23 protein-coding genes are annotated in these 22,115 nt (G+C 61.8%); 4 read left to right on the top strand and 19 right to left on the bottom strand.

The annotated features are described in order from the left end of the window. The first annotated feature begins 93 nt into the window (after positions 1 to 93). Positions 94 to 729 carry a nucleotide exchange factor GrpE gene (gene grpE / locus FFR93_RS18595; protein WP_064707749.1) on the top strand — a complete coding sequence of 212 codons (636 nt, stop codon included), beginning with the start codon at positions 94 to 96 and terminating at the stop codon, positions 727 to 729. A 39-nt stretch (positions 730 to 768) separates the two neighbouring features. Here grpE and FFR93_RS18590 read toward each other — a convergent pair whose 3' ends face one another. Further along, positions 769 to 1,713: a nucleoside hydrolase gene (locus FFR93_RS18590; RefSeq protein WP_064707750.1), complete on the bottom strand. Its 945-nt coding sequence runs from the start codon at positions 1,711 to 1,713 to the stop codon at positions 769 to 771. 281 nt (positions 1,714 to 1,994) lie between these two features. On the opposite strand from FFR93_RS18590, the gene FFR93_RS18585 reads away from it, so the two are divergent. Next, positions 1,995 to 2,420: an Hsp20 family protein gene (locus FFR93_RS18585; RefSeq protein WP_064693551.1), complete on the top strand. Its 426-nt coding sequence runs from the start codon at positions 1,995 to 1,997 to the stop codon at positions 2,418 to 2,420. A 47-nt stretch (positions 2,421 to 2,467) separates the two neighbouring features. Next, positions 2,468 to 2,725, top strand: a complete 258-nt coding sequence (locus tag FFR93_RS18580; protein ID WP_008524631.1) for a DUF1150 family protein — start codon at positions 2,468 to 2,470, stop codon at positions 2,723 to 2,725. Positions 2,726 to 2,932: 207 nt separating this feature from the next. Here FFR93_RS18580 and FFR93_RS18575 read toward each other — a convergent pair whose 3' ends face one another. The 16 genes from FFR93_RS18575 to FFR93_RS18500 all read right to left on the bottom strand — a co-directional run bounded on the left by FFR93_RS18575 (position 2,933) and on the right by FFR93_RS18500 (position 16,963). Further along, positions 2,933 to 3,634 carry a tRNA (guanosine(46)-N(7))-methyltransferase TrmB gene (locus FFR93_RS18575; RefSeq protein ID WP_064711767.1) on the bottom strand — a complete coding sequence of 234 codons (702 nt, stop codon included), beginning with the start codon at positions 3,632 to 3,634 and terminating at the stop codon, positions 2,933 to 2,935. Further along, positions 3,631 to 4,884: a methionine adenosyltransferase gene (metK, locus tag FFR93_RS18570; protein WP_064711766.1), complete on the bottom strand. Its 1,254-nt coding sequence runs from the start codon at positions 4,882 to 4,884 to the stop codon at positions 3,631 to 3,633. Before metK ends, FFR93_RS18575 begins: the two co-directional genes overlap by 4 nt. A 178-nt stretch (positions 4,885 to 5,062) precedes the next feature. Then, a complete protein-coding gene (locus FFR93_RS18565; RefSeq protein ID WP_064707753.1) occupies positions 5,063 to 5,482 on the bottom strand; it encodes a helix-turn-helix domain-containing protein in 420 nt (139 codons plus the stop codon). Positions 5,483 to 5,632: 150 nt separating this feature from the next. Then, positions 5,633 to 7,237 carry an apolipoprotein N-acyltransferase gene (gene lnt / locus FFR93_RS18560; protein ID WP_138394294.1) on the bottom strand — a complete coding sequence of 535 codons (1,605 nt, stop codon included), beginning with the start codon at positions 7,235 to 7,237 and terminating at the stop codon, positions 5,633 to 5,635. A gap of 111 nt (positions 7,238 to 7,348) precedes the next feature. After that, positions 7,349 to 8,494, bottom strand: coding sequence for a hemolysin family protein (locus FFR93_RS18555; RefSeq protein ID WP_064707754.1), 1,146 nt, complete (start codon positions 8,492 to 8,494; stop codon positions 7,349 to 7,351). After that, positions 8,491 to 9,006 carry an rRNA maturation RNase YbeY gene (gene ybeY, locus FFR93_RS18550; RefSeq protein WP_064707755.1) on the bottom strand — a complete coding sequence of 172 codons (516 nt, stop codon included), beginning with the start codon at positions 9,004 to 9,006 and terminating at the stop codon, positions 8,491 to 8,493. The genes FFR93_RS18555 and ybeY overlap by 4 nt, the downstream gene beginning before the upstream one ends. Beyond that, positions 9,006 to 10,058, bottom strand: coding sequence for a PhoH family protein (locus tag FFR93_RS18545; protein WP_064707756.1), 1,053 nt, complete (start codon positions 10,056 to 10,058; stop codon positions 9,006 to 9,008). Before FFR93_RS18545 ends, ybeY begins: the two co-directional genes overlap by 1 nt. A gap of 18 nt (positions 10,059 to 10,076) precedes the next feature. Then, a complete protein-coding gene (miaB, locus tag FFR93_RS18540) occupies positions 10,077 to 11,498 on the bottom strand; it encodes a tRNA (N6-isopentenyl adenosine(37)-C2)-methylthiotransferase MiaB (protein ID WP_138394293.1) in 1,422 nt (473 codons plus the stop codon). Between the two features lie 48 nt (positions 11,499 to 11,546). Continuing rightward, positions 11,547 to 12,344, bottom strand: coding sequence for a 1-acyl-sn-glycerol-3-phosphate acyltransferase (locus FFR93_RS18535; protein ID WP_064711902.1), 798 nt, complete (start codon positions 12,342 to 12,344; stop codon positions 11,547 to 11,549). Between the two features lie 27 nt (positions 12,345 to 12,371). Continuing rightward, on the bottom strand, positions 12,372 to 12,800 hold the full coding sequence (locus FFR93_RS18530; RefSeq protein ID WP_064707758.1) for a Fur family transcriptional regulator: 429 nt from the start codon (positions 12,798 to 12,800) through the stop codon (positions 12,372 to 12,374). 81 nt (positions 12,801 to 12,881) lie between these two features. Next, positions 12,882 to 13,376, bottom strand: coding sequence for an N-acetyltransferase (locus tag FFR93_RS18525; protein ID WP_138394292.1), 495 nt, complete (start codon positions 13,374 to 13,376; stop codon positions 12,882 to 12,884). A 2-nt stretch (positions 13,377 to 13,378) separates the two neighbouring features. Next, complete coding sequence (gene tsaB, locus FFR93_RS18520) at positions 13,379 to 14,041, bottom strand: tRNA (adenosine(37)-N6)-threonylcarbamoyltransferase complex dimerization subunit type 1 TsaB (protein ID WP_138394291.1); 663 nt, start codon at positions 14,039 to 14,041, stop codon at positions 13,379 to 13,381. Between the two features lie 87 nt (positions 14,042 to 14,128). Beyond that, the gene (locus FFR93_RS18515; protein WP_064707761.1) at positions 14,129 to 14,695 is read right to left on the bottom strand and encodes a NifU family protein; all 567 of its coding nucleotides are present in this window, start codon (positions 14,693 to 14,695) and stop codon (positions 14,129 to 14,131) included. A 109-nt stretch (positions 14,696 to 14,804) separates the two neighbouring features. Beyond that, positions 14,805 to 15,296, bottom strand: coding sequence for a universal stress protein (locus FFR93_RS18510; RefSeq protein ID WP_004679831.1), 492 nt, complete (start codon positions 15,294 to 15,296; stop codon positions 14,805 to 14,807). A gap of 108 nt (positions 15,297 to 15,404) precedes the next feature. Then, positions 15,405 to 16,469 (bottom strand): tryptophan--tRNA ligase, encoded by a 1,065-nt coding sequence (trpS, locus tag FFR93_RS18505; protein WP_138394290.1) that lies wholly within the window; start codon positions 16,467 to 16,469, stop codon positions 15,405 to 15,407. Between the two features lie 50 nt (positions 16,470 to 16,519). Then, positions 16,520 to 16,963 carry a VOC family protein gene (locus FFR93_RS18500; protein WP_138394289.1) on the bottom strand — a complete coding sequence of 148 codons (444 nt, stop codon included), beginning with the start codon at positions 16,961 to 16,963 and terminating at the stop codon, positions 16,520 to 16,522. Positions 16,964 to 17,154: 191 nt separating this feature from the next. Here FFR93_RS18500 and FFR93_RS18495 point away from each other — a divergent pair, with 191 nt between their 5' ends. Further along, positions 17,155 to 17,583, top strand: coding sequence for a D-Ala-D-Ala carboxypeptidase family metallohydrolase (locus FFR93_RS18495; RefSeq protein ID WP_064707764.1), 429 nt, complete (start codon positions 17,155 to 17,157; stop codon positions 17,581 to 17,583). A 4-nt stretch (positions 17,584 to 17,587) separates the two neighbouring features. Here FFR93_RS18495 and murJ read toward each other — a convergent pair whose 3' ends face one another. Both murJ and FFR93_RS18485 read right to left on the bottom strand, forming a co-directional pair. Beyond that, complete coding sequence (gene murJ / locus FFR93_RS18490) at positions 17,588 to 19,168, bottom strand: murein biosynthesis integral membrane protein MurJ (protein WP_138394288.1); 1,581 nt, start codon at positions 19,166 to 19,168, stop codon at positions 17,588 to 17,590. A gap of 10 nt (positions 19,169 to 19,178) precedes the next feature. Beyond that, positions 19,179 to 22,085 (bottom strand): [protein-PII] uridylyltransferase, encoded by a 2,907-nt coding sequence (locus FFR93_RS18485; RefSeq protein WP_064707766.1) that lies wholly within the window; start codon positions 22,083 to 22,085, stop codon positions 19,179 to 19,181. Positions 22,086 to 22,115: the final 30 nt, after the last annotated feature.

Raw genomic sequence — 22,115 nt, 5'->3', positions numbered from 1 at the left:
TGCGGATTTTTCGCTTCTTCGTCACGCAGACTTGATTTTTTCCGGCCAAACCTCGATATCGGGCGCATCTGAAGACACCAACCGGAGACCGTCATGACCGATGAAACGACGAAAAACGGACCTGACGCAACTGCGGCCGATGCCGCAGCCGACACTGCCGTCAACGTCGAGACTGCTACTGTCGAGCAGGAGGAGGCAAGCCAGCCGGATCCGCTCGAGCTCCTGAAAGCCGAAAACGCCGAGCTGCGTGACCGCTATCTCCGCCTTGCCGCCGAGATGGATAATCTGCGCCGTCGCACCGAGCGCGAGGTGAAGGACGCAAAATCCTATTCCGTCGCCAGTTTTGCCCGTGACATGCTCGCCGTCTCGGACAATTTGCGCCGGGCGCTGGACGCTATCTCTCCGGAGGCTAAGGCCGCGGCCGATGCCGGCCTCACCACGCTCATCGAAGGTGTGGAGATGACCGAGCGCTCAATGCTCTCTGCGCTGGAGCGCCACGGCGTTCGCAAGCTGGAGCCGGTCGGTCAGAAATTCGATCCGAATTTTCATCAAGCCATGTTCGAGGTGCCGAACCCCGAAGTACCGAACAATACCGTCGTCCAGGTCGTACAGGCCGGCTTCACCATCGGCGAGCGCGTACTGCGCCCGGCCATGGTTGGCGTCGCCAAGGGCGGCCCGAAGCCGGTCGAGGCCGAAACCAATTCCGTCTTCGACGAGAAGGACGCCTGAGGTCCTTTTCCCTCTCCATCTTGGAGAAGGAAAACAAAATCAGATGCGGGCGAAGCGTTCGATCAGCAGATCGAAGAAACCGTCCGCATCGACATGGCGCATCACCTTGGCATTGCGCTTGCGCTCGGTCACGTGCCACCAGTCGACGACGGTCATCCCGACGGTGAGTTCGGACCGGACCTCGATCTCGACATTGCAGTCCCTGCCCTGGAAAAGTTCCGGCTTCAACAGATAGGCGATGACCGTGGGGTCGTGCAGCGGCCCACCGTCGGAGCCGTATTTCTCGATGTCGAAGCGTTCGAAGAACTCCAGCATTTCGACCATGGCCTTTGCCGGCGCCGTGCCGATCTCGGCGATGCGCTTTACCCTGTCCTTGCGGGTCAGCAGCTGGTGCGTCACGTCAAGCGGCATCATCACGATCGGCACGCCCGAGCGGAAAACGATATCGGCGGCTTCGGGATCGACATAGATGTTGAATTCGGCGGCTGGCGTGATGTTGCCGCCCTCGAAAAAGCCGCCGCCCATCATGACCAGCTCCCGGATGCGGGCGACGATGTCCGGCGCCTTCTGGAAGGCCATGCCGATATTGGTGAGCGGCCCGAGCGTACAGAGTGTCACTGTACCCTCCGGCTCGCGGCGCAGCGTCTCGATGATGAAGTCGACGGAATGGACGGGCTGCAGCGGCAATGTCGGCTCGTCGAGAATGGGGCCGTCGAGGCCGGTCTTGCCGTGTACATGTTCTGCTGTCACTAGTTTGCGGGCGATCGGTCTGTCGGCGCCGGCGAAAACCTTCGTTTCCGGCCGGCCGCAGAGCTCGCAGACGATGCGCGCATTTCGGCTGGTGAGAGAGAGGGGCACGTTGCCTGCGACCGTCGTAATTCCCAGCACATCAAGCTCATCCGGGCTGCCGAAGGCAAGCATGATGGCAGCCGCGTCGTCCTGGCCGGGATCGGTGTCGATGATGATCTTTCTCACGCTTGCCATTCCTACTGTCCTATCGTCGCCATGCCGGTTGTCCCCGCGGACACCATCTCTTCATTTCCGTCACAAATCGACACATTCCGCGCGGGCATGTTTTTGATGCGAGCCAGCAAGCCCTTTGTCAAGCAAGGAGGCGGGCGCCGCCATTTTTAGAAGTGAGAGAAGTTTAAATCGGGAGGGCGGCGTCCGCCTTGCAGCGCCGGGATGATGTCCCCATATTAGCGGCATCCGGATGCTGCGCTTGAGGTCCGGGATGGTCGCTTGCATCAAGGACTTGAAAAGAGATGAGCCGTATTACCCCTTTCGCCAGCCCGTTGCTTCTGGGCTTCGACGCCATGGAAAAGACGCTGGAGCGCATTTCCAAGGCGAGCGACGGATACCCGCCCTACAACATCGAACGCATCGCCGCCGATAGCGGCGCGCCGGAACGTCTGCGCATCACCCTTGCAGTCGCCGGCTTCAGCGAGGAGGAACTTGATATCTCCACCGAGGAGAATCAGCTTGTGATCCGCGGCCGCCAGCTGGATCAGGGCGAGCGGGACTATCTTTATCGCGGCATCGCCTCCCGCCAGTTCCAGCGAACGTTCGTTCTTGCCGACGGCATGCAGGTGCTTGGCGCCGGCCTCAAGAACGGTCTGCTCTCCGTCGATCTAATTCGTCCGGAACCCGCCCGCATGGTCAAGAAAATTAACATTTCGGTCTCACAGTAGCACAACGGTTTGTCGAACCGTTGGTCCCTTCTCCCGGAGGAACAGGAATGTTGATGAAAGAAGCCACGTCTCACTTGACCAAATCCGAGCTTGCCCACATCGGCAACGGCGAGGTCGCCTACATCAGAAAGATGCGCACCGAAGAGGTCGCCAAGTGCTTCCCCGAGGCGCCGGATATCGATCCGAACGTCGATCTGTGGGCACTTTTCGGCGCCGACGGCACGCCGATCCTTTTGACAGACAACCGCTCCAGCACCTTCTTCAAGGCTGCCGAAGACGAATTGAAGACGGTCAGTCTGCACTGACCGTCAATTACGTCGGTTGCGTTTTTTCGCCGCCCGACACGCTGCATCATTCGATTTGCCGCGGTCGAGAGTCCTGCCATGACATCTGCGCACCACCTTGATTCAAGGTTTCCATAGCTGATCTTTGAAGGGAGCGGCGGATTTGTCCCGCGCGGTCTTCTCGGGCCGACACTCATTGCTTCAACACCCGCACTGAGTGTTGCGGGCTCAGATCTTCCTGAAGGTCAGATAGGCCGAGGAGCGGCCCTCGCGGCGCGCCTTTGCCTCGTAGCGCGTGCTCGGCCAGCCCTCATAGGGCGTCAGCCAATCTGCCGCGTTTTCGGCCACCCAGTCGAAGCCGCCATGGTCGCGGCATTTGATCAGCGTCCAATTCACATAGGTGTCGATGTCGGAGGCGAAACAGAAAAGCCCGCCGGGCTTCAGCACGCGATGAAAGCGGTCGAGATTGGTCTTCGAGACGAAGCGGCGTTTCCAATGCTTCCGTTTCGGCCATGGATCAGGGTAGAGCAGATCGATCTGGTCGAGCGCGCCGTCCGGCAGCCAGTCGAGCAACTGCGTCGCATCGTCATTATAGACCCGGATATTGGAGGCACCCGTCTCTCCGATACGTGACAGAAGCTTCTGCATCGAGTTGACGAAGGGCTCGACGCCGATGAAACCGGTCGAAGCCCTCTCCAGCGCCCGATGGATCAGGTGTTCGCCGCCGCCGAAACCAATTTCCAGCCGCAATGTGGTGACCGGAACCGGGAAAAGCGAAGTCAGCGGCTCCGGGGGAGCCGCCGAGAGATCGACGAGGAATACCGGGAGCAGGCTGCTCAGCGTTTCGGCCTGCTGCTCGCGCAGGGCCTTTCCCTTGCGGCGACCGAAAAAGGCTTCGGTCGCCCGGCCCCGGCGTTCCATATCCGTCATGCAGCAGCCTTGGTCTTGACGGCTTCCTTGAGTGCCTTGACAAGGTCGGTGCGCTCCCAGGAGAACGAGCCGTCACGGCCGGCCTTGCGGCCGAAATGACCATAGGCCGAAGTCTTGGCGTAGATCGGCTTGTTGAGGTCGAGGTGGCGGCGAATGCCCGACGGCGACAGGTCCATATTCTGGCGGATCGCAGCTTCGACCTGGTCTTCCGAAACACCCTTGCCGGTGCCATGCAGGTCGACATAGATCGACAGCGGCTGAGCGACGCCGATGGCGTAGGAGAGCTGGATCGTGCAACGGTCGGCAAGGCCGGCGGCGACGACGTTCTTGGCGAGGTAGCGGGCGGCATAGGCGGCCGAACGGTCGACCTTCGTCGTGTCCTTGCCGGAGAATGCACCGCCGCCATGCGGAGCGGCACCGCCGTAGGTGTCGACGATGATCTTGCGGCCGGTGAGGCCCGCGTCGCCGTCCGGTCCGCCGATGACGAACTTGCCGGTCGGATTGATGTACCACTTGCAATCATCGGCAATCTTCAATTCGCCGAGCGCTTCGCGGATATATGGTTCGACGACCGCGCGGACCTTCTTGGAATCCCAGCTGTCATCGAGGTGCTGGGTCGAAAGCACGATCGACGTCACTTCCGACGGCTTGCCGTCGACGTAGCGCACGGTCACCTGGCTCTTGGCGTCGGGGCCGAGCTTGGCGACTTCACCGTCGCCCTTCTTGCGAGCGACAGCGAGCAGCTGCAGGATCTTGTGTGAATAATAGATCGGAGCCGGCATGAGGTCCGGGGTTTCCTTGCAGGCGTAACCGAACATGATGCCCTGATCGCCGGCGCCCTCGTCGCCCTGCTGATCGGCGGCGCTGTCGACGCCCTGGGCGATGTCAGCCGACTGCGAGTGCAGGAGCACGTCGATCTTTGCCTTCTTCCAGTGGAAGCCGTCCTGCTCGTAGCCGATGTCCTTGATGGCGCGGCGGGCTGCGGCCTTGAACTTCGAGGGATTGATGACGTCCTTGCCGTCCTTGTCCTTCTTCATAAGGCTCGGCGGCAGGCGGACCTCGCCGGCGATGACCACGCGGTTCGTCGTCGCCAGCGTTTCGCAGGCAATGCGCACGCCCCACGGATTGACGCCGGTCTTGGCCGCTTCGCGGTAGACCAGGTCGACGATCTCGTCGGAGATGCGGTCACACACTTTGTCCGGATGACCTTCGGCAACAGATTCGCTGGTAAAGAGATAATTCGCGCGCATTCCGGGATTCCCCTCAAAGAATAAAAGCCAGCTAGTAGGTACTCAGTTCGAGCGCCGATGACAAGCGCACAAGGACATAAATATATCTTTATATCTGCGGCGAAGTGACAAATTTTGCCCAAAAAAGGCAAAAAAGGCGGCCTTTCGACCGCCTTTCCATTTTGTAACGAGCGTCGGATCAGTCTGCGTCGGCTTCGGCAGCGAGCGCCTTGACCAGTTCCACGACCTTGCGGCGAACCTTCGGATCGGAAATCTTGACGAAGGCGCGGTTGAGCTGCAGGCCCTCAGAAGAGGAGAGGAAGTCTACGACGTAATTCGAGCTGGACGCTTCGGCCATGCCGCCGACGGCGCCCGCATGTTCGCCGGGCGCATCCTCGAAGAAGAAGGAGACCGGAACGTTGAGAATGCTCGAGATGTTCTGCAGACGGCTTGCGCCGACGCGGTTGGTACCCTTCTCATATTTCTGGATCTGCTGGAAGGTGATGCCGAGGCTCTCGCCAAGCTTTTCCTGGCTCATGCCCAACATCGTTCGGCGAAGGCGAATGCGGCTGCCAACATGGATATCGATCGGATTCGGCTTCTTCTTGTTTTCAATCATGGTCGTGCCCTAGCTACGAATTTCAACTGTTTCTAACCGGCATGCCCCTGATCCATCCCAAAACGCCACGTTGTAAGCAGCGGGAACCCGCCGATAAACATACGTTAAGAACGCCGATTGACACCACTATGCAATTTTAGGGGTTTTTGGTCAATTCAACCCTAAAATAAAACCTCCGCGAGAAATTAGCGCAATCAACATCAGCAGTGCTTCGGTCAACCAGAAGTATGTCTGGTGGGGGTATGTGGTGCCGAACCTGTTGCCGAGCCCATCAACAGTTGCATCAATAAAGCCGGTCTCACCAAGATCGAGGCCTGCAACAATTTCCCCATGCGCATTCACCAGCGCCGAAATACCGTTGTTGGCATCGCGAATCAGCGGCAGGCCTGTCTCGATTGCTCGAACGCGGGCCTGTTGAAAATGCTGGTAGGGTCCGGGCGTGATGCCGAACCAGGCATCGTTGGTGAGGTTAAGGAGCGCGTTGGCGTCTTTTATGTCGCCGGTCATTTCGCCCGGAAAGATGATCTCGTAGCAGATCAGCGGGTATAGATTGAGGCCGCCGGGTAGCGCCAGCAGGTGCCGGCTCGCGGCGGCCGAAAACCCGCCCGGAATCTCGACGACATTCTGGACGCCGAGTGCGGTGAACATATCCTCGAAGGGCAGATATTCGCCGAAAGGCACGAGATGCATCTTGTCGGAGGCGGCGATGATCTGGCCGCGGCCGTCGATCACGTAAATCGAATTGTAATAGCGCACCGGCGTGCCCGGTCCCATCTCCTCGGCGCGCACGGCGCCGGCGATCAGGATCTGGTTGTCATCGAGCGTATCGGCGATCCGCGTCAGCGCATCCTGGTTGTCGGTGAGGATGAAGGGAATCGAGGTTTCCGGCCAGACGATGATGTCGGGCCTGCGTCCGCCATTTCTTGGCGCTTCCGCCGAAAGCTTCAGATGGGTCTCGAAGATCGCGTTGCGGTCGGCGTCATTGTCCATCTTGGCCGACTGGTCGATGGCCGGCTGCACCAGCCGCACCACCGGCCGCTTGTCTTCTGGCAATGGGTCTGGCCGCGGCGCAAGGTAAAGCGCATAGGCACCGTAGCCGATATGGGCGGCAAACAGCACGGCGGCGAGCGCGATCCCTGGCTTCGCGCCCTGCCGCGTTCCGGCAAGGGCGGGCGCGGAAAAGACGAAGACAGCAAGTGTCGTCACCCCCATTGCCCCGATCACATGCGCCGACTGCATCATCAGCGGAACGGGCATTATGCCATAGCCGATGGCATTCCAGGGAAAACCGGTGAGGATCACGCTCCGAAGCCATTCCATCAGGCCGAAGCCAGCCGCAAGTGCGGCGATCCGTCCCATGCCGTCAGACCAGACGATCCGGGCAAGGGCGACCGCCAATCCATAGAAGATTGCAAGGCAGGCCGGCAGTCCGAGGATTGCCAAGGGCAGTGCCCAGGCGAATTCCTCCGAATCGACCAGCAACGCATGGCCGAGCCACCAGAGGCCGGCGACGAAATAGCCGAAGCCGAACAGCCAGCCGACGGTAAAAGCCGGCCATAGCCTGCCGATCAGGCCGCTTTCAGGGGAAGCGGCTGCCCCGTCGACCAGCCAGACGAGCAGCGTGAAAGATACGAACATCGCCGCGAAGAAGCCGAAAGGCGGCAGCGCCAGCACGGCGAAAGCCCCGGCGGCGACGGCTAGCAACGGCCGTTTGAACCCCCAGACGAGGATAACCTTGTCCGCAAGCCGCTCCATGCGCACTCCCATCAACTGCGAATCAACCCCATTCGCAGTCTTTCAAAAAAGCGGCTCTTTGTCCTGTTACGCGTCGGCCTGTAAATCGATTCCCATTTTTTGGCTGATGCGCTAGTTCGCGGTCGATCCGGACGGCCGGTCGTCGCCGGCCTCGGATCCCGGAGTGATGTCGCCAGCCTCCTTGGCGCGGCGGCGGATCGCATGGCGCTTGCGGGTGATCCGCAGCCGTTTGATGCGGCGCGGATCGGCATCGAGGATGTGGAACTCGAAATTCGGCAGGGCCTGGACGACTTCGCCGCGGACGGGGATGCGGCCGAGCGCGGAGAAGATCAGCCCGCCCAGTGTATCGACCTCATCGACCTGTTCGCTAATGTCGAAATCCGGTCCGATTGCTTCGGCGATCTCTTCCAGCTCGACACGGGCGTCGGCAACGAAGACGTCTTCTGCCACGCGCTTGAACATCACCTCTTCGTCGTCATGCTCGTCGTCGATGTCGCCGACCACCATTTCGACGATGTCCTCATGCGAGGCGAGACCGTCGGTGCCGCCATATTCGTCGATGACAAGGGCCATCTGCGTACGGTTTACCTGCATGCGGCGCAGGAGGTCGGAGGCCAGCATCGACGGCGGCACGAACAGGATCTTGCGGATGATGCCGGCCTCGGCCAGCGTCTTCTGCAGGTCGACCCGGGCAAGATCGAAATTCGGTTTGGCCGAGCGCGAGGGCTTCTGGATGTTCTCGGGCGCGACTTCGATCGCCGGCCCGGCAACGGCCGGCTTTGCCGGGCCGCGTCGCTTGTTGCGCGCCTGCTTGGCGACATAGGAGAGCAGGTCGCGGATATGCACCATGCCGCGCGGATCGTCGAGCGTATCGGCATAGACGGGCATGCGGGAGCGGCCGGATTCCTCGAAAAGGATCATCAGCTCGCCGATGGTGATGTTCTGGTCCACCGCCTCGATATCGGCGCGCGGCACCATCACGTCAGCGACGCGCACTTCACGAAAGCGCAGGATATTGTGCAGCATTGCCCGTTCGTCGGGGGAGAAGGCGTCGTCGCCGGCCGCATCGGTCATCAGCGCGTCGGCAAGATCCTCGCGCAGCCGCGAGCCTTGCTGCGGGCGGAGAATGCGGGCGGCGCGCGACCAGAAGGATTGGGATCGGCCGGATGGCCGACTACTACTGCCCGCCTCGTCAGAGGAAGAGGATGGCTCGGAGTCCTTGGCGTCTGCCGCCGGCTTCGTCGTAAAGTCGCTCATGGTTCCATTTTAAGGTCTTGACCCTCGTAGGGATCAGATAGGCCGAGCTGCGCCAAAATGCGAGTCTCCAGCCCCTCCATAATTTCGGCTTCAGCATTATTCATATGGTCGTAGCCGAGAAGATGCAAGAAACCGTGCACCAGAAGGTGGGTCAGGTGGTCGTCGAAACTCTTTTCGAGCTCCTGGGCTTCCCGCTCCACCGTCTCCCGGGCGATGATGATGTCGCCGAGCATCGGACCCGGCATCTTGCCGGGCTGAACCGGAAAGGCGGGAAAGGAGAGCACGTTGGTCGCCTTGTCCTTGCCGCGCCATTCGGCGTTGATGTCCTGGATCGAGGCATCGTCGGTAAAAACGAGCGAGACCTCGGGCGGCATCTTGGGAAAGGGCTGCTTCTCACTGTCGCGGAGATAGACCACCGCCGCGCCGAGTACGCGCTCGCAAAAAACCAGCAGCGTTTCCTCGCCGGGCCAGCCGATGTTCTCGATGCTGATCTGTATGTCGAGTTCGGCCATCAGTCCTGCCGGCCGACGTCTTCGGCTTCGACAAGATAGGTGGCGTCATAGGCTCTGACAATGCGGCCGACCAGCGGGTGGCGCACGACGTCGGTGTCCTTAAAGCGCACGATGGAGATGCCCTCGACGCCGTTCAGCAGCTCCAGGGCCTCGACGAGGCCGGATTTGACGCCGCGCGGCAGGTCGATCTGGCTCGGGTCGCCGGTGACGATCATGCGGGCATTTTCGCCGAGACGCGTCAGGAACATCTTCATCTGCATCGACGTCGTATTCTGCGCTTCGTCGAGGATGATGGCGGCGTTGGCGAGCGTGCGGCCGCGCATGAAGGCGAGCGGGGCGATTTCGATGACGCCGGCGGTGATCGCCCGATCGACCTTGTCGGCCGGGATCATGTCGTAGAGCGCGTCATAGAGCGGGCGAAGATAGGGGTCGACCTTTTCTTTCATGTCGCCGGGCAGGAAGCCCAGGCGCTCACCGGCCTCAACGGCCGGGCGCGACAGGATGATCTTTTCGACCGCGCCACGCTCCAGCATCTGGGCAGCATGGGCGACGGCGAGATAGGTCTTGCCCGTGCCGGCCGGGCCGACGCCGAAGACGAGCTCGGCGCGCTCCAGGGCCCTGATATAGGCGTCCTGCGTCGGCGTGCGGGCGATGATCGTCTTCTTGCGGGTCGAAATCTGCGCCATCGTCAGCTTGGCCTTGCGCTCCATGGTGGGAAGGCTGAGCTGGTCGTCGGCGGCCACTGCCATGCGGATCGCCCCCTCGACGTCGGATCGTTCCACGCTGCCGCCTTTCTGAAGCTTTTCATAGAGATAATCGAGCGTGCGCCGCGCCTGATTGGTGGTTACGACATCGCCCGAAATGACGACTGAATTGCCGCGCGCCCGCGCATCGATGTTCAGCCGCTCCTCGAGCAGCTTGAGGTTCTGGTCGAACTGGCCGAAGAGTTCGCTGGCGAACCGATTGTTCTCGAACGTCAGGACGAAGTGATTGGTGTCGCTCGGCGTGCGGGGGTGGCGCGGTGAAGAAGAAACCAATTCTTGTCCGTTCAAGCGGTCGGGCTCCTTGGGTTAGACCGCAGCCTCTGCGCGTTCGGCAAACAGGCTGTTCGTTCCGGTTCCGGTGATTCGCACTTCAATAATGTCACCGATTTGCGATGCTTTTGCATCAACATTCACGGATTGAAGCCAGGGAGAACGTCCGATCAGCTGGCCGGGCATGCGGCCGGGCTTTTCGAGCAGCAGATTGATCTCCTTGCCGATGCAGGATTCGGCGAACTCCTGCTGCTGCTTCAAAAGAAGCGCTTGCAGGCGTTCCAGCCGTTCTGCCTTGATCTCTTCCGGCACCTGGTCCTTCAGTTCCGCGCCGGGCGTGCCCGACCGTGTCGAGTATTTGAACGAGAAGGCCTGCGCGTAGCGCACCTCCTCCACAAGTCTCAGTGTATCCTCAAAATCCGCGTCTGTCTCCCCCGGAAAGCCGGTTATGAAATCGCCGGACAGCGCGATGTCGGGCCGCACCGCCCGGATGCGCTCGATCAGCGTGAGATATTCGGCAGCCGTGTGGCGCCGGTTCATCGCCTTCAGGATCCGGTCGGAGCCCGATTGCACCGGCAGGTGCAGATAGGGCATCAGCGCCCTGAGGTCGCGATGGGCCGCGATCAGCCGGTCGTCCATGTCGCGTGGATGGCTTGTGGTATACCGCAGCCGCGCAAGGCCGGGGATTTCGGCGAGGCGGTAGAGCAGGTCGCCGAGGCTCCACGCCTCGCCTCGCGGCCCAGCGCCATGCCAGGCATTGACGTTCTGACCAAGCAGGGTGATTTCACGCACCCCGGCTTCGACGAGCTTTTCGGCCTCCTCGACGATCTGCGAGACCGGCCGCGACACTTCCGAGCCGCGCGTATAGGGCACCACGCAGAAGGTGCAGAACTTGTCGCAGCCCTCCTGCACCGTCAGGAAGGCGGTGACGCCGCGGGCTCGGATCTTCCGGCTCTCGGCGATCGGCAGATGCTCGAACTTGTCCTCGATCGCATATTCCGTATCGACGACGCGGCGACCCTGCTTGGCCTGGCGCAGCGCTTCCGGCAGCCGGTGATAGGTCTGCGGGCCGATGACGACGTCGACGGCCGGCGCTCGGCGCAAGATCTCCTCGCCTTCGGCCTGGGCGACGCAGCCGGTCACGCCGATCATCATCTCCCGGCCATCGGCTGCCTTCTTCTTTTTCATCTCGCGCAGCCGCCCGAGCGCCGAATAGACCTTCTCGGCCGCCTTCTCTCTTATATGGCAGGTGTTGAGCAGGACGAGATCGGCCTCTTCCATGTCTTCCGTCGGCTCGTAGCCGTCGCGGGCGAGCGCATCGCTCATGCGCGTGGAATCATAGACGTTCATCTGGCAGCCATAGGTCTTGATGAAGACCTTGCGGCTGTTGGAGCCATCGCGGAAGCCCTCGCTGGGCGTTGCTTCCGGGGCCTGGAGTAGGGCGCTGTCCTGTGTCATGACGCGCTATTTAGTGGTTTTTGCCGCAAGAGAAAAGGGATTCTCGGCTCAGCCCACATCGCGACCGCGCAGGCTTATGTTCAGCAGGTTGCGGATGCGCGAGGCGATCGTCGCGCTCACCTCCTTGCGATTGGTGTCGGCGCGATATTCCACCGCTTCGCCGTAGGAAACTTCCGCGTCGATCGCGCCACATCTGAGGATATCGATGAGATGCGGCAGGAGCTCGAGATCGCCCGGCCAGGCGGCGAGCCGGCGGTGATAGCGCCCCATGGGAATGCCGTGCACCCTTGTGTAGACGACCGCCACCGGCTGCACCACGACCGTGCCGGTCGGCGAATATGGCACGGCCATCGCAGCGGCGCCGAACAGCGAGGATTTGACCTCGAGCAGCCGGTTGCCGTCCGACGTCGTGCCCTCCGGAAAGAGCACGACGATTTCTCCGTCGGCCATGCGCCCGGCGATCTCATTTGCCTGATGGCCGGTCTTGCGCTTCTCCTCGCGCACGACGAAGACGCTTTTCTGCAGCTTGGCGAGGGTGCCGAAGATCGGCCAGTCGCGCACCTCGATCTTGGCGATGAAGGCGACGTCGGCCACCGAAGACATCACCATGATGTCAAGCCAGGACGAATGGTTGGAGCAAAGCATCAGAGGCCGGCGGCCTTCCAGCCTGCCCTTCACGCGGACGCGGATGCCGAGGCAATAGCAGACGATGCGATGCCAGAGGCGCGGAAGTCTCCGGCGCAGCCGCCAGTCGAATCGCAGCGCCAGCACCTGCAGCGGCATGAGCACGATGCTGACGGCAAGGATGACGACCGCAGCAAAGGCGATACGCAGCCAGGCGATCAAATGCGGCACTCCCGGGCTGCCATCGCTTCAGAGATCTTCCTTCTTCAACGGAATGCCGTAGAGCTCGAGGCGATGGTCGACCAGCCGGAAGCCGTGCTCGCGGGCGATGCGCTCCTGCAGTGCCTCGATCTCCGGCGAGCGGAATTCGATGACCGCGCCGGTCTTCAGGTCGATAAGATGGTCGTGATGCTCTTCCGGTACCGTTTCGTAGCGCGAGCGCCCGTCGCGGAAGTCGTGGCGGGCTATGATGCCGGCATCCTCGAACAATTTGACGGTGCGATAGACGGTCGAGATCGAGATCTTCGCATCCACCTTCACCGAACGGCGGTAGAGTTCTTCTACGTCGGGATGGTCCTGCGAGTCTTCGAGGATGCGCGCGATCACGCGGCGCTGCTCGGTCATGCGCATGCCGCGTTCGGCGCAAAGCTCCTCGAGGGTCTTGGCTACGTCGGTCATTGCCTGCCTTCAAAATAAACGCGTTTCGACAATGCCGGTACGGCGTTTGCGCCGGTCCGCACGTCATGCTCTGCCAGGGAACTATCGAAGAACGCGCTTCATGACAAGCGCCGTGGAAAGGGCGCCGTTTTCCTGCCTGTAGTAGCCCTGGCGCTCGCCGACCTTTTCAAAGCCGAGCTTGCGGTAGAGGCCGAGCGCCGCGGTATTGCCGCTGTCGACCTCGAGAAACATACTCTCGCCGCCACGCGCCCGCGCCTCGCGCATTGCCGCCTGCATCAGGCGCCAGCCGATTCCGGCACGGGCGACCTTCGCCTGCACGGCAATCGTCAGGATCTCGGCCTCTCCGGCGACTTGGCGTGCAAGGATAAAGCCGGGAAGCGGCTTTTTCAGGATGGCATTGGTCTGGCGCGCGACGAAGCCGAACACGGTCTCCTGCGACAGCAGGCTGTGGAATTCGCCGTCGCCCCAGGGCCGGGCGAAACGCTCACCATGCAGGAGGGCGACGTCGCGGCAATCCTCGCGCTCCATGGCGATAATCTCGAATTCCGGCTTCAGCGTCAGATAGGCTTCCAGCATGGTCACACTCGTCGCGCAATCGCATATCCGGCCTGCGGCTTGGCATCCGGTCCGCGCAGATAAAGGGGCTTGGGCTTTCCCGCATCGGCAGGGGCGGCAGCACCCAGACGCGCGACAATCGAAATCGGAAAGACATTGGCGTGATCGCCGCCGGCGCCGGCCTTCAGGAGCGGCGTTGCCGAACCGGTGATCTCGCCGTCGAAGCCGGCGGCGAAAGCCTGGGCCTCGGCGACGCTTGTCGCTCGCGGCGCATCAAGCGGGGAACCATCGCCTGCGAAGGACTGGAGATAGATTTCGTCCCGTTTGGCGTCCATCGCCGCCAGCACGGCGCGGCCGGGCGTCTTCTCACGCGCGGCGGCGGCCATGACTTCGAGCGTGGTGACGCCGACGACGGGCACATTGAGCGAAAGCGCAAAACCGCGGGCTGCGGCAACGCCGACGCGGATACCGGTGAACGAGCCGGGGCCGATGGTGACGGCAAGGCGGTCGATCTGAGAAAGTGTCATACCCGCCTGATCCAGCGCGCGATCGACGATCCCGATCAAATGTTCAGCATGCCCCTTGCCGATCATGTCCGATGCCTCCCCCAGCACCGTATTCCTGCCGCTGTCGTAAACGGCGGCAGCGCAATCCACACCTGCGGTGTCGAGCGCCAGAACGATCATGCCATCAATTTCCGAAAAAACTACTGTCGCCTAATCATAAACTGTCCGGCCGAACCTGGGATGGACGGCCGGACGAATTCGTGCTTTTCAAGCGGCAATCACTTCCTGCACTTCGGGAACGAAATGGCGCAGCAGGTTCTGGACGCCGTGCTTCAGCGTGGCCGTCGAAGACGGGCAGCCGGAGCAGGAGCCTTTCATGTTCAGATAAACCTTTCCGTCCTTGAAGCCGCGGAAAGTGATGTCGCCGCCATCCTGGGCGACGGCCGGTCGCACGCGGGTCTCCAGAAGCTCCTTGATGGTCAGCACGATCGATTCATCGCTCTCATCGAAGAACTCGTCGCCGGCATCGGCGTCCTCGGAAAGGATGGAAGCATCCCCCATCACCGGCTTGCCGGACATGAAATGCTCCATGATCGAGCCAAGGATAGCCGGCTTAAGATGCTGCCATTCCGCGTCGTCCTTGGAGACGGAAATGAAATCATAGCCGAAATAGACGCCGGTGACGCCGGGAATTTCGAACAGGCGGGCGGCGAGCGGCGAGGCTTCAGCCTCTTCGGCGCTGCGGAACTCGGCGGTGCCGTTTTCCATGACGACCTTGCCCGGCAGGAATTTTTGTGTGGCGGGGTTGGGCGTGGCTTCGGTCTGAATGAACATCTGGCTCTCCATGCGGCAGGCTCGAGACCTCGGCCGTCTTTAGAATTCTTCAAAAGAAGATAAGCCCATTGCCGGATCTAATCAAGAGACTTGCACTCAAGAAATAGGCTCAGCAGAGGGCGTCGATTTCCTCGTTGGTCAGCGTATCCGGCAGCACGGTCACGGGAATTGGAAACGCCGCCGCGCGTCCGGCGACCGACGAAACCAGCGGTCCGGGACCTTCCTTCGCCGACCCGGCGGCAAGAACGAGGATCGCGACATCTCGGTCTTCCTCGATCACGGCGTTGATCTGCTCGGCTGCGCTGCCTTCACGGATGACGATCTCAGGTTCGATGCCGATCGTCTCCCGCACGATTTGGGCGATCTTTGCGACGGTTGCCTCGGCTTCCTCGCGCGCCTCGGCCCGCATTATCTCCTCGACGCCGAGCCATTGCTGGAAGTCGCCGTTCGGGATCACATAGAGCAGCACCAGACCGCCATTGGAATTCTTCGCGCGCCGGCCGGCATAATGAACGGCGCGCTGGCATTCGGGTGTCCCGTCGATCACCGCCATGAATTTGCGCCGGTGACCTTCGAGCCGTGAGAGTCGCTTCGATACCATGGCGCGGACTCTGACACCCGAAGCGGAAAAATTGCAAGCGCAGTTTTTGTGCGCCACTGCCTGTGGGCGATCCTCTTCTTCGGCGCAGGGCAGAAGAGGAGATGTGCTTCAGTAGAGGAAGCCGATGACGTCGCGCACCTGCTTCATCGTCACCTCGGCGCGCTCCCTGGCTCGTTCGCCGCCCTTGCGCAGAATCGCGTCGATATGGCTGGTATCGTCCATCAGCCGGCGCATCTCGCCGGTGATCGGCGCCAGCACATGAATAGCCAGATCGACCAGCGCCGGCTTGAAGACGGAAAACTGTTGGCCGCCGAATTCGGCCAGCACCGCGGCCTTCGATTTGTCGGCGAGCGCGGCATAGATCGCCACCAGATTGTCGGCTTCCGGCCGGCCATGCAACCCGTCGACGTCGCTCGGCAAGCCGTCCGGATCGGTCTTGGCCTTGCGGATCTTCTTCGAGATCGCCTCCTCGTCGTCCATCAGGTTGATGCGCGAAAGATCCGAGGGATCGGATTTCGACATTTTCTTGGTGCCGTCGCGCAGCGACATGACGCGGGGCGCCGGTCCGCCGATCAGCGGTTCGACCATCGGGAAATAAGCATGCACCGGCTCTTCACCGACGGTGATGTCGACGCCGTAGCCGCTTTTGCGAATATGCTCGGCATAATCGAGGTTGAACTTCATCGCGATATCACGGGCAAGCTCCAGATGCTGCTTCTGGTCCTCGCCCACCGGCACATGGGTGGCGCGGTAAACGAGAATGTCGGCGGCCATCAGGCTCGGATAGGCATAGAGACCGAGCGAAGCCTGCTCGCGGTCCTTGCCGGCCTTGTCCTTGAACTGCGTCATGCGGTTCATCCAGCCGATGCGGGCGACGCAGTTGAAGATCCAGGCAAGTTCCGCATGTTGCGGCACGGCCGACTGATTGAAGACGATATGTTTTTCGGGATCGATGCCTGCGGCGATGAAGGCTGCGGCGATCGAGCGCGTCTGGCTCGGCATGTCCTCGTGCACCAGCTGGGCGGTGAGCGCATGCATGTCGACGACGCAGTAGATGCAGTCATTGCCTTCCTGCAGCGCCACGAAGCGGCGGATCGCCCCGAGATAATTGCCGAGATGCAGATTGCCGGTCGGCTGCACGCCGGAGAATACGAGTTTCTTGAATTCGCTCATGTCGTCCTCAATAGGCTGGTGGAGGGCCCCAAGGCTTGTCGCCTATGTTGCTAACGCCGCGGCTTATGCACGGGCGACCGGTCGCAATCAAGAGGTTCAGGCGCGGTGTGCTGGATCAGGTCGAAGGTGTTGCCGTAAGGATCCGCAAAGACGGCGACCGTGCCGTAGACCTCATGCCTGGGCTGCTCCAGAAAGCGCACGCCGGCGGCAAGCATTGCGGCATGATCGCGGGCGAAATCGTCAGTCTTCAGGAAGAAGCCGACACGGCCGCCCGTCTGGTTGCCGATCGCGGCGCGCTGCGCCTCGGTTGCCGCCTGCGCCAGCAGAAAAGCCGCGCCATCCCCGCCCTTGGGCTTCACCACCACCCAGCGCTTTCCCTCCGGTTGCGGCTCGTCCTGCAGGCAATCGAAACCGAGGCCGTCGCAATAGAAGGTCTTGGCACGGTCATAATCGTCGACGACGAGGGTGACGAGGAAAAGAGACTGGATCGTCATGCGATCTCCTGTACTTGGATGTTTTTTCCACCTTGAACGCGAGGATTGCTCATCTTTAAGCCGAATTGATCAGCTAACTTAGTCCAAATTGAGTATAAAATTTCACAGAAAAGCTTTTATTGAACTGAAAATCCTCCGCCGGGCGCCGGCGGTCCGATGGGGGTCGCTGCAGCAGCCCATCGGAGGGACCCATGCAGAACCCCAGTTTGCTCGCCATGGCAGGCCTTTTCGCCCTACAATCAGCAACGGCTGCCCTCAGTCAAGACGACAAAAGGCACGCCGCCCATCTTCCCCGCCACGAGGCGCGTCTCTCCTACGCGGTGCAGACCGTCAGCGTTCGCGCCAGCTGTTTTCCCATACGCTTGCGAGCGATCCTGTCGCATATCGCCGTAAAGACCGGCCGCCGACCGATCGTAACGTCCGGTCACAGGCCGCATCCTCGCCGTCACGGCTCCCTGCATGGAAAATGCCTGGCGGCCGATATCAGGGTGCCGGGCCTTCCTGAACGCACCATCATTGCAGCGGCAAGAAGCGCGCCAGGCATTGGCGGCATCGGCAGCTATTGCAATGGCATCATCCATGTCGACATCGGGCCGCAAAGGCGATGGATCCATTGTTAAGGGCTCACGCATCCTTTGCCGGCGTCGGCTTGCGGTTGAGATTGCGCCGGATCATGCCCAGATCCGCTCCGCCGATCAGGAAGGCGGCGGCGAAATAGATGAGCATGGCGATTGTTATCAGCAGGCCGAGCGTACCGATCTTGGTCAGAAGCGAGGCGTCAGAAGCGAGCCAGGGCGCCCAATATTGCTTGAGGAAGATGATCGCCGCGCCCATGACGGCCGAAGCGACGATCAGCAGCGCGGCGCGTTTTGCCAGCGTCCATTCCCATGTGAGATGGCCGCGGCGCAACAGCGTGGTGAATAACAGCAGAGTGCTGATCCAGCCGGCTGTGGCTTCGGCAACGGCGATGCCGGGCGCGCCCATATAGGGAAAGAGGGTGAGCGCCGTGGCGCAGTTGGTGGCGACCGCGATCGCCGAGAAGCGCATCGGTGTCTTGGTATCCTCGCGAGCATAAAAGCCCGGCTGCAGCGCCTTGATCAGCACGAAGGCCGGCAGACCGATGCCGTAGATCGCCAGGATCGAGCCGACGACGGCGGTGTTTTCCTGATGGAAGGCGCCGCGCTCGTAGAGCACGCGGATGATCTCGTCGGAGAGGATCCAGAGCGCGAAGGCGGCGGGGATGGTCAGGAACAGCACGAATTCGATCGAGCGGTTCTGCAGATTGGCGGCCTCGCGCAGCGCCCCGCCCTTCAGCGACCGGGCAAGCTCCGGCAGAAGCACCACCCCGACGGCGACGCCGACGACGCCGAGCGGCAGCTGATAGATGCGGTCGGCATATTGCAGGGCTGCGATCGCGCCGTCGCGGGAGGAGGCGATCGCCTGGCCGATCAGCTGATTGATCTGTGTGATGCCGCCCGTCACGGCGGCGGGCACGGCCAGGATCAGCAGCCGCTTGACATTCGCAGTCATTTTCGGGAAGCGGAAGCCTATGCTCATGCCGGCTGCCAGCACGCCAACATAGACGACGGCGAGCTGCAGGAACCCGGCGGCAAGAACGCCCCAGGAGAGATACCAGGCCGTAGCCAGCGGATCGGCGCCGGTGTAGAGCGAATAAAACAACGCCCCGATCATCACCACGTTGAGGAAGACGGGCGCGATGGCGGCGGCGAAGAAATGATGCAGCGAATTCAGCATGCCGCTCATCATCGCCGTCAGCGACATGCACATCAGATAGGGGAACATCACGGCCGCCATGCGGATCGTGATCGAGAATTTCTCGGGATCGTCGGCGAATCCCGGTGCGATGATGAAGCGCACCAACAGCGGCATGGAGAGCTCCATCACGATGGTGATGAGGAGCAGCACCGAAAACAGCACGCCGAAAACCTCTTCCGAAAAGCGCTTGGCTCCGTCCGTGCCGTTCGCCTCGATCTCCTTGGCGAAGAGCGGCACGAAGGCGGCGTTGAAGGCCCCTTCGGCAAATAGCCGACGGAAGAGGTTCGGAAAGCGGAAGGCGGCGTAGAAGACGTCGGCCATCGGCCCGGTGCCGAGGGCAGCCGCCATCAGCGTTTCACGGGCAAAACCGAAGATGCGGCTGCCGAGCGTGGCGCCGCCGACGGTCGCGAATTTTTTAACGAGGCTCATGCTTGCTGGCTCATGCGGGGGAATCGGCTTTCTTTTCGGCTGCCGGCGATGTCCGGGCGGTGGCGGCGGGCGCGATGATGCCGGAGGGCATGCGCTCGCGCAGCTCGTCCTGCTCCTCCGCCATCACGGCCTTCATGCGAGCGGTGATATTGGCACGCTTGCTGTCGCCCGATATCTTCTGGCCCACGAGATCGGTGACGTAGAAGGTGTCGATCACCTTCTCGCCGAAGGTGGTGATGCGGGCCGACTGGATGTCGAGCGACAGATCGGAGAGCACGGCGGTGATCTCCGACAGGAGGCCCGGCCGGTCGAGGCATTCGACCTCGATGACCGTAAACTTGTTCGACAGGCTGTTGGTGATGTTGACCGAGGGCGGAATGTCGAAGGCTTTGCTTTTCTTGCGATTGCGCGTGCGCGTGGCAATGACCTCGGGCAGCCGCTTGCGGCCGGACAGAACATCCTCGATCATTCGTCCGATCGTGCCGGCGCGGCGCAGCTCGTCGGCATCATCGGCAAATTCGCGGCTGACATGGATCGTATCGAGCGCCCGTCCGTCCGAGGTCGTGAAGATCTGGGCGTCGACGATGTTGGCGCCGGCCGCAGCACAGGCGCCGGCTATGACGGCGAGCAGGCGCGGGTGGTCGGGCGACAGCACGGTGATTTCAGTGATGGCGTGGAAACTGTCGGTGCGCACCATGGTGGCGAGCGCCTGGCCCGCCTTGTCGGCCTGCCGGATGAACTGGGCGTGGCGGAGCTGGTCTTCCAACGGTACGGAGAGCAGATAGGGCTGGTAATGCAGCTTGGTATAGGTGTTGCGATCCTTCTGGCTCCAGTCGGCGAGGGCGCCGCGCAGCGCCTCGGCGGCGGCATTGGCCCGCTCCTTGCGGGAGACCTCCGAAAAGCCGCCGGCCAGCAGCAGCTCGGTTTCGTAGTAGAGCGTGCGCAGAAGCTGGCCTTTCCAGCCGTTCCAGACGCCGGGGCCGACTGCCCGAATATCGCAGATCGTCAGGATCAGAAGCATTTTAAGCCGGTCGAGCGACTGCACGCGGTCGGCAAAGTCGATGATCGTCTTGCGATCGGTGAGGTCGCGGGTCTGCGCCACCATCGACATGGTCAGATGTTCCTCGATCAGCCAGACGACGAGTTCCGTCTGCTTCTGCGACAGGCCGAAGCGGGCGCAGAGCTTGCGGGCGACGCGGGCGCCGGCAATCGAATGATCCTCCTGGCGACCCTTTGCGATGTCATGGAGGAGAACCGCGAGATAGAGCGCCTCGCGGTCCTCGATTCCCGAGATCAGCTTATTGGCGAGCGGATGCAGATCCTCCGACCGCGACTTGTCGATCTCCGAGAGAACCTCGACGGTGCGGATCAGATGCTCGTCGACCGTATAGTGGTGATACATGTTGAACTGCATCATCGCGACGATCTTGCCGAAATCAGGAATGAAGCGGCCGAGCACACCGGCCTCGTTCATCCGGCGCAGAATTAGCGCCGGGTCGCGCTTCGACGTCAGGATCGACATGAAGAGGCGGTTCGCCTCGTCGTTTTCCCGTAGGCTGTTGTCGATTAGCGCGAGTGAACGTGTGACGCGTTTCAGCGCATCCGGATGGAATTCCAGCCCGTTGATGTCGGCGACGTGAAAGAGCCTGAGGATGCTGACCGGATCGCGCTTGAAGACATCGGCGTCGGCGAGCGCGATGCGGCCGCGGTCTTCGACGAATTCGACGCTGCCGGCGATTTTGCGGGTGCGATGGGTAAAGCGGCTGATGACGCCGGTGAGGCCCGGGATCGACTTCGCCTGCTGGTCTTCGAGCGCGGCGCACAGGATGCGCGTGAGATCGCCGACATCCTTGGCCACGAGGAAATAGTGCTTCATGAAACGCTCGACCGCCGAAAGGCCAGGGCGGGTATGATAGCCGAAGGCCTCGGCGATCTCGCGCTGGATGTCGAAGGATAGACGCTCCTCAGCCTTGCCTGTCAGGAAGTGCATATGGCAGCGCACCGCCCAGAGAAAATCGTCGGCTTTCTGCAGCAGGCGATATTCGTGCTTCGACAAGACGCCGAGCTTGACCAGCTCCGCCTGGTCGCGCACGTGGTAGTAATATTTCGAGATCCAGAACAGCGTGTGCAGGTCGCGAAGCCCGCCCTTGCCTTCCTTGACGTTGGGCTCGACGAGGTAACGTGTGTCGCCCGCCTTGCGGTGGCGCTCGTCGCGCTCGGCAAGCTTGGCGGCGATGAATTCGGGGCCGGTGCCGGTGACGATTTCCTTGTCGAAACGGGCCTCGAGCTCGGTTTCCAGCCGCTGCAGGCCGCAGATATAGCGCATCTCAAGAATGGCGGTGCGGATCGTCATGTCGGACTTGGCGAGCGCGATGCATTCCTCCACCGTGCGGGTGGCATGGCCGACCTTGAAGCCCATGTCCCAGAGCACGTAGAGCATGAATTCGACCGCCTTGTGCGTCTCCTCCGCCGGCCTCGGCAGGAAGAGGAAGAGCAGGTCGATATCGGAGCCCGGCGCCAGCGTGTCGCGGCCGTAGCCGCCGACGGCGGTCACCGCGAACTTGTCCTTCTGTAGCGGAAAGATATGGGTGGTGGCGAAATTATAGAGGACGGTGATGATCTGGTCCTGCAGCCAGGAAATCCGGTAAGCGCAATTGAGACCGCTTCCGTCGGCTGCAAGAGCCGCGCGCGCCTTCTGCCGTCCTTCCGTGCTCGCCTTTTTCAGGGCGGCAAGAAGATCGGCGCGCATGATGTCGGGCCGGTTTCGATTTGCCTCGGCAACGGCGTCGCACTGCTTCTGCAGCAGCTCGGCGTCGAGGATCTCCGAGAAATCGAGGTCGCGCGTCGCGCTCACAGGGGTGGTTTCCTGTTCATGCCGGGCTGCCTGATTGGGGCTCGCCTCACGTTTCGTCTGCATGCGCTATAACCTCTTTGCCCGGCGACTGAC

The sequence above is a fragment of the Rhizobium sp. MHM7A genome (assembly GCF_005862215.1).
GTDB classification, from domain to species: Bacteria; Pseudomonadota; Alphaproteobacteria; order Rhizobiales; family Rhizobiaceae; genus Rhizobium; species Rhizobium bangladeshense.
Note: the sequence above shows the minus strand (reverse complement) of the source record. Positions and strands in the feature narration are given on the sequence as shown.

Excerpts from the sequence above, each read along its gene's own strand:
- FFR93_RS18525 (WP_138394292.1), bottom strand. The coding sequence starts at position 13,376 with ATGCTGGAAGCCTATCTGACGCTGAAGCCGGAATTCGAGATTATCGCC.
- FFR93_RS18575 (WP_064711767.1), bottom strand. The coding sequence starts at position 3,634 with ATGACGGATATGGAACGCCGGGGCCGGGCGACCGAAGCCTTTTTCGGT.
- metK (WP_064711766.1), bottom strand. The coding sequence starts at position 4,884 with ATGCGCGCGAATTATCTCTTTACCAGCGAATCTGTTGCCGAAGGTCAT.
- FFR93_RS18555 (WP_064707754.1), bottom strand. The coding sequence starts at position 8,494 with ATGAGCGACTTTACGACGAAGCCGGCGGCAGACGCCAAGGACTCCGAG.
- murJ (WP_138394288.1), bottom strand. The coding sequence starts at position 19,168 with ATGAGCCTCGTTAAAAAATTCGCGACCGTCGGCGGCGCCACGCTCGGC.
- ybeY (WP_064707755.1), bottom strand. The coding sequence starts at position 9,006 with ATGGCCGAACTCGACATACAGATCAGCATCGAGAACATCGGCTGGCCC.
- FFR93_RS18585 (WP_064693551.1), top strand. The coding sequence starts at position 1,995 with ATGAGCCGTATTACCCCTTTCGCCAGCCCGTTGCTTCTGGGCTTCGAC.
- FFR93_RS18590 (WP_064707750.1), bottom strand. The coding sequence starts at position 1,713 with ATGGCAAGCGTGAGAAAGATCATCATCGACACCGATCCCGGCCAGGAC.
- grpE (WP_064707749.1), top strand. The coding sequence starts at position 94 with ATGACCGATGAAACGACGAAAAACGGACCTGACGCAACTGCGGCCGAT.
- FFR93_RS18495 (WP_064707764.1), top strand. The coding sequence starts at position 17,155 with ATGCAGAACCCCAGTTTGCTCGCCATGGCAGGCCTTTTCGCCCTACAA.
- FFR93_RS18565 (WP_064707753.1), bottom strand. The coding sequence starts at position 5,482 with ATGATTGAAAACAAGAAGAAGCCGAATCCGATCGATATCCATGTTGGC.
- FFR93_RS18500 (WP_138394289.1), bottom strand. The coding sequence starts at position 16,963 with ATGACGATCCAGTCTCTTTTCCTCGTCACCCTCGTCGTCGACGATTAT.
- FFR93_RS18515 (WP_064707761.1), bottom strand. The coding sequence starts at position 14,695 with ATGTTCATTCAGACCGAAGCCACGCCCAACCCCGCCACACAAAAATTC.
- miaB (WP_138394293.1), bottom strand. The coding sequence starts at position 11,498 with ATGACACAGGACAGCGCCCTACTCCAGGCCCCGGAAGCAACGCCCAGC.
- FFR93_RS18530 (WP_064707758.1), bottom strand. The coding sequence starts at position 12,800 with ATGACCGACGTAGCCAAGACCCTCGAGGAGCTTTGCGCCGAACGCGGC.
- tsaB (WP_138394291.1), bottom strand. The coding sequence starts at position 14,041 with ATGATCGTTCTGGCGCTCGACACCGCAGGTGTGGATTGCGCTGCCGCC.
- FFR93_RS18510 (WP_004679831.1), bottom strand. The coding sequence starts at position 15,296 with ATGGTATCGAAGCGACTCTCACGGCTCGAAGGTCACCGGCGCAAATTC.
- lnt (WP_138394294.1), bottom strand. The coding sequence starts at position 7,237 with ATGGAGCGGCTTGCGGACAAGGTTATCCTCGTCTGGGGGTTCAAACGG.
- trpS (WP_138394290.1), bottom strand. The coding sequence starts at position 16,469 with ATGAGCGAATTCAAGAAACTCGTATTCTCCGGCGTGCAGCCGACCGGC.
- FFR93_RS18485 (WP_064707766.1), bottom strand. The coding sequence starts at position 22,085 with ATGCAGACGAAACGTGAGGCGAGCCCCAATCAGGCAGCCCGGCATGAA.
- FFR93_RS18580 (WP_008524631.1), top strand. The coding sequence starts at position 2,468 with ATGTTGATGAAAGAAGCCACGTCTCACTTGACCAAATCCGAGCTTGCC.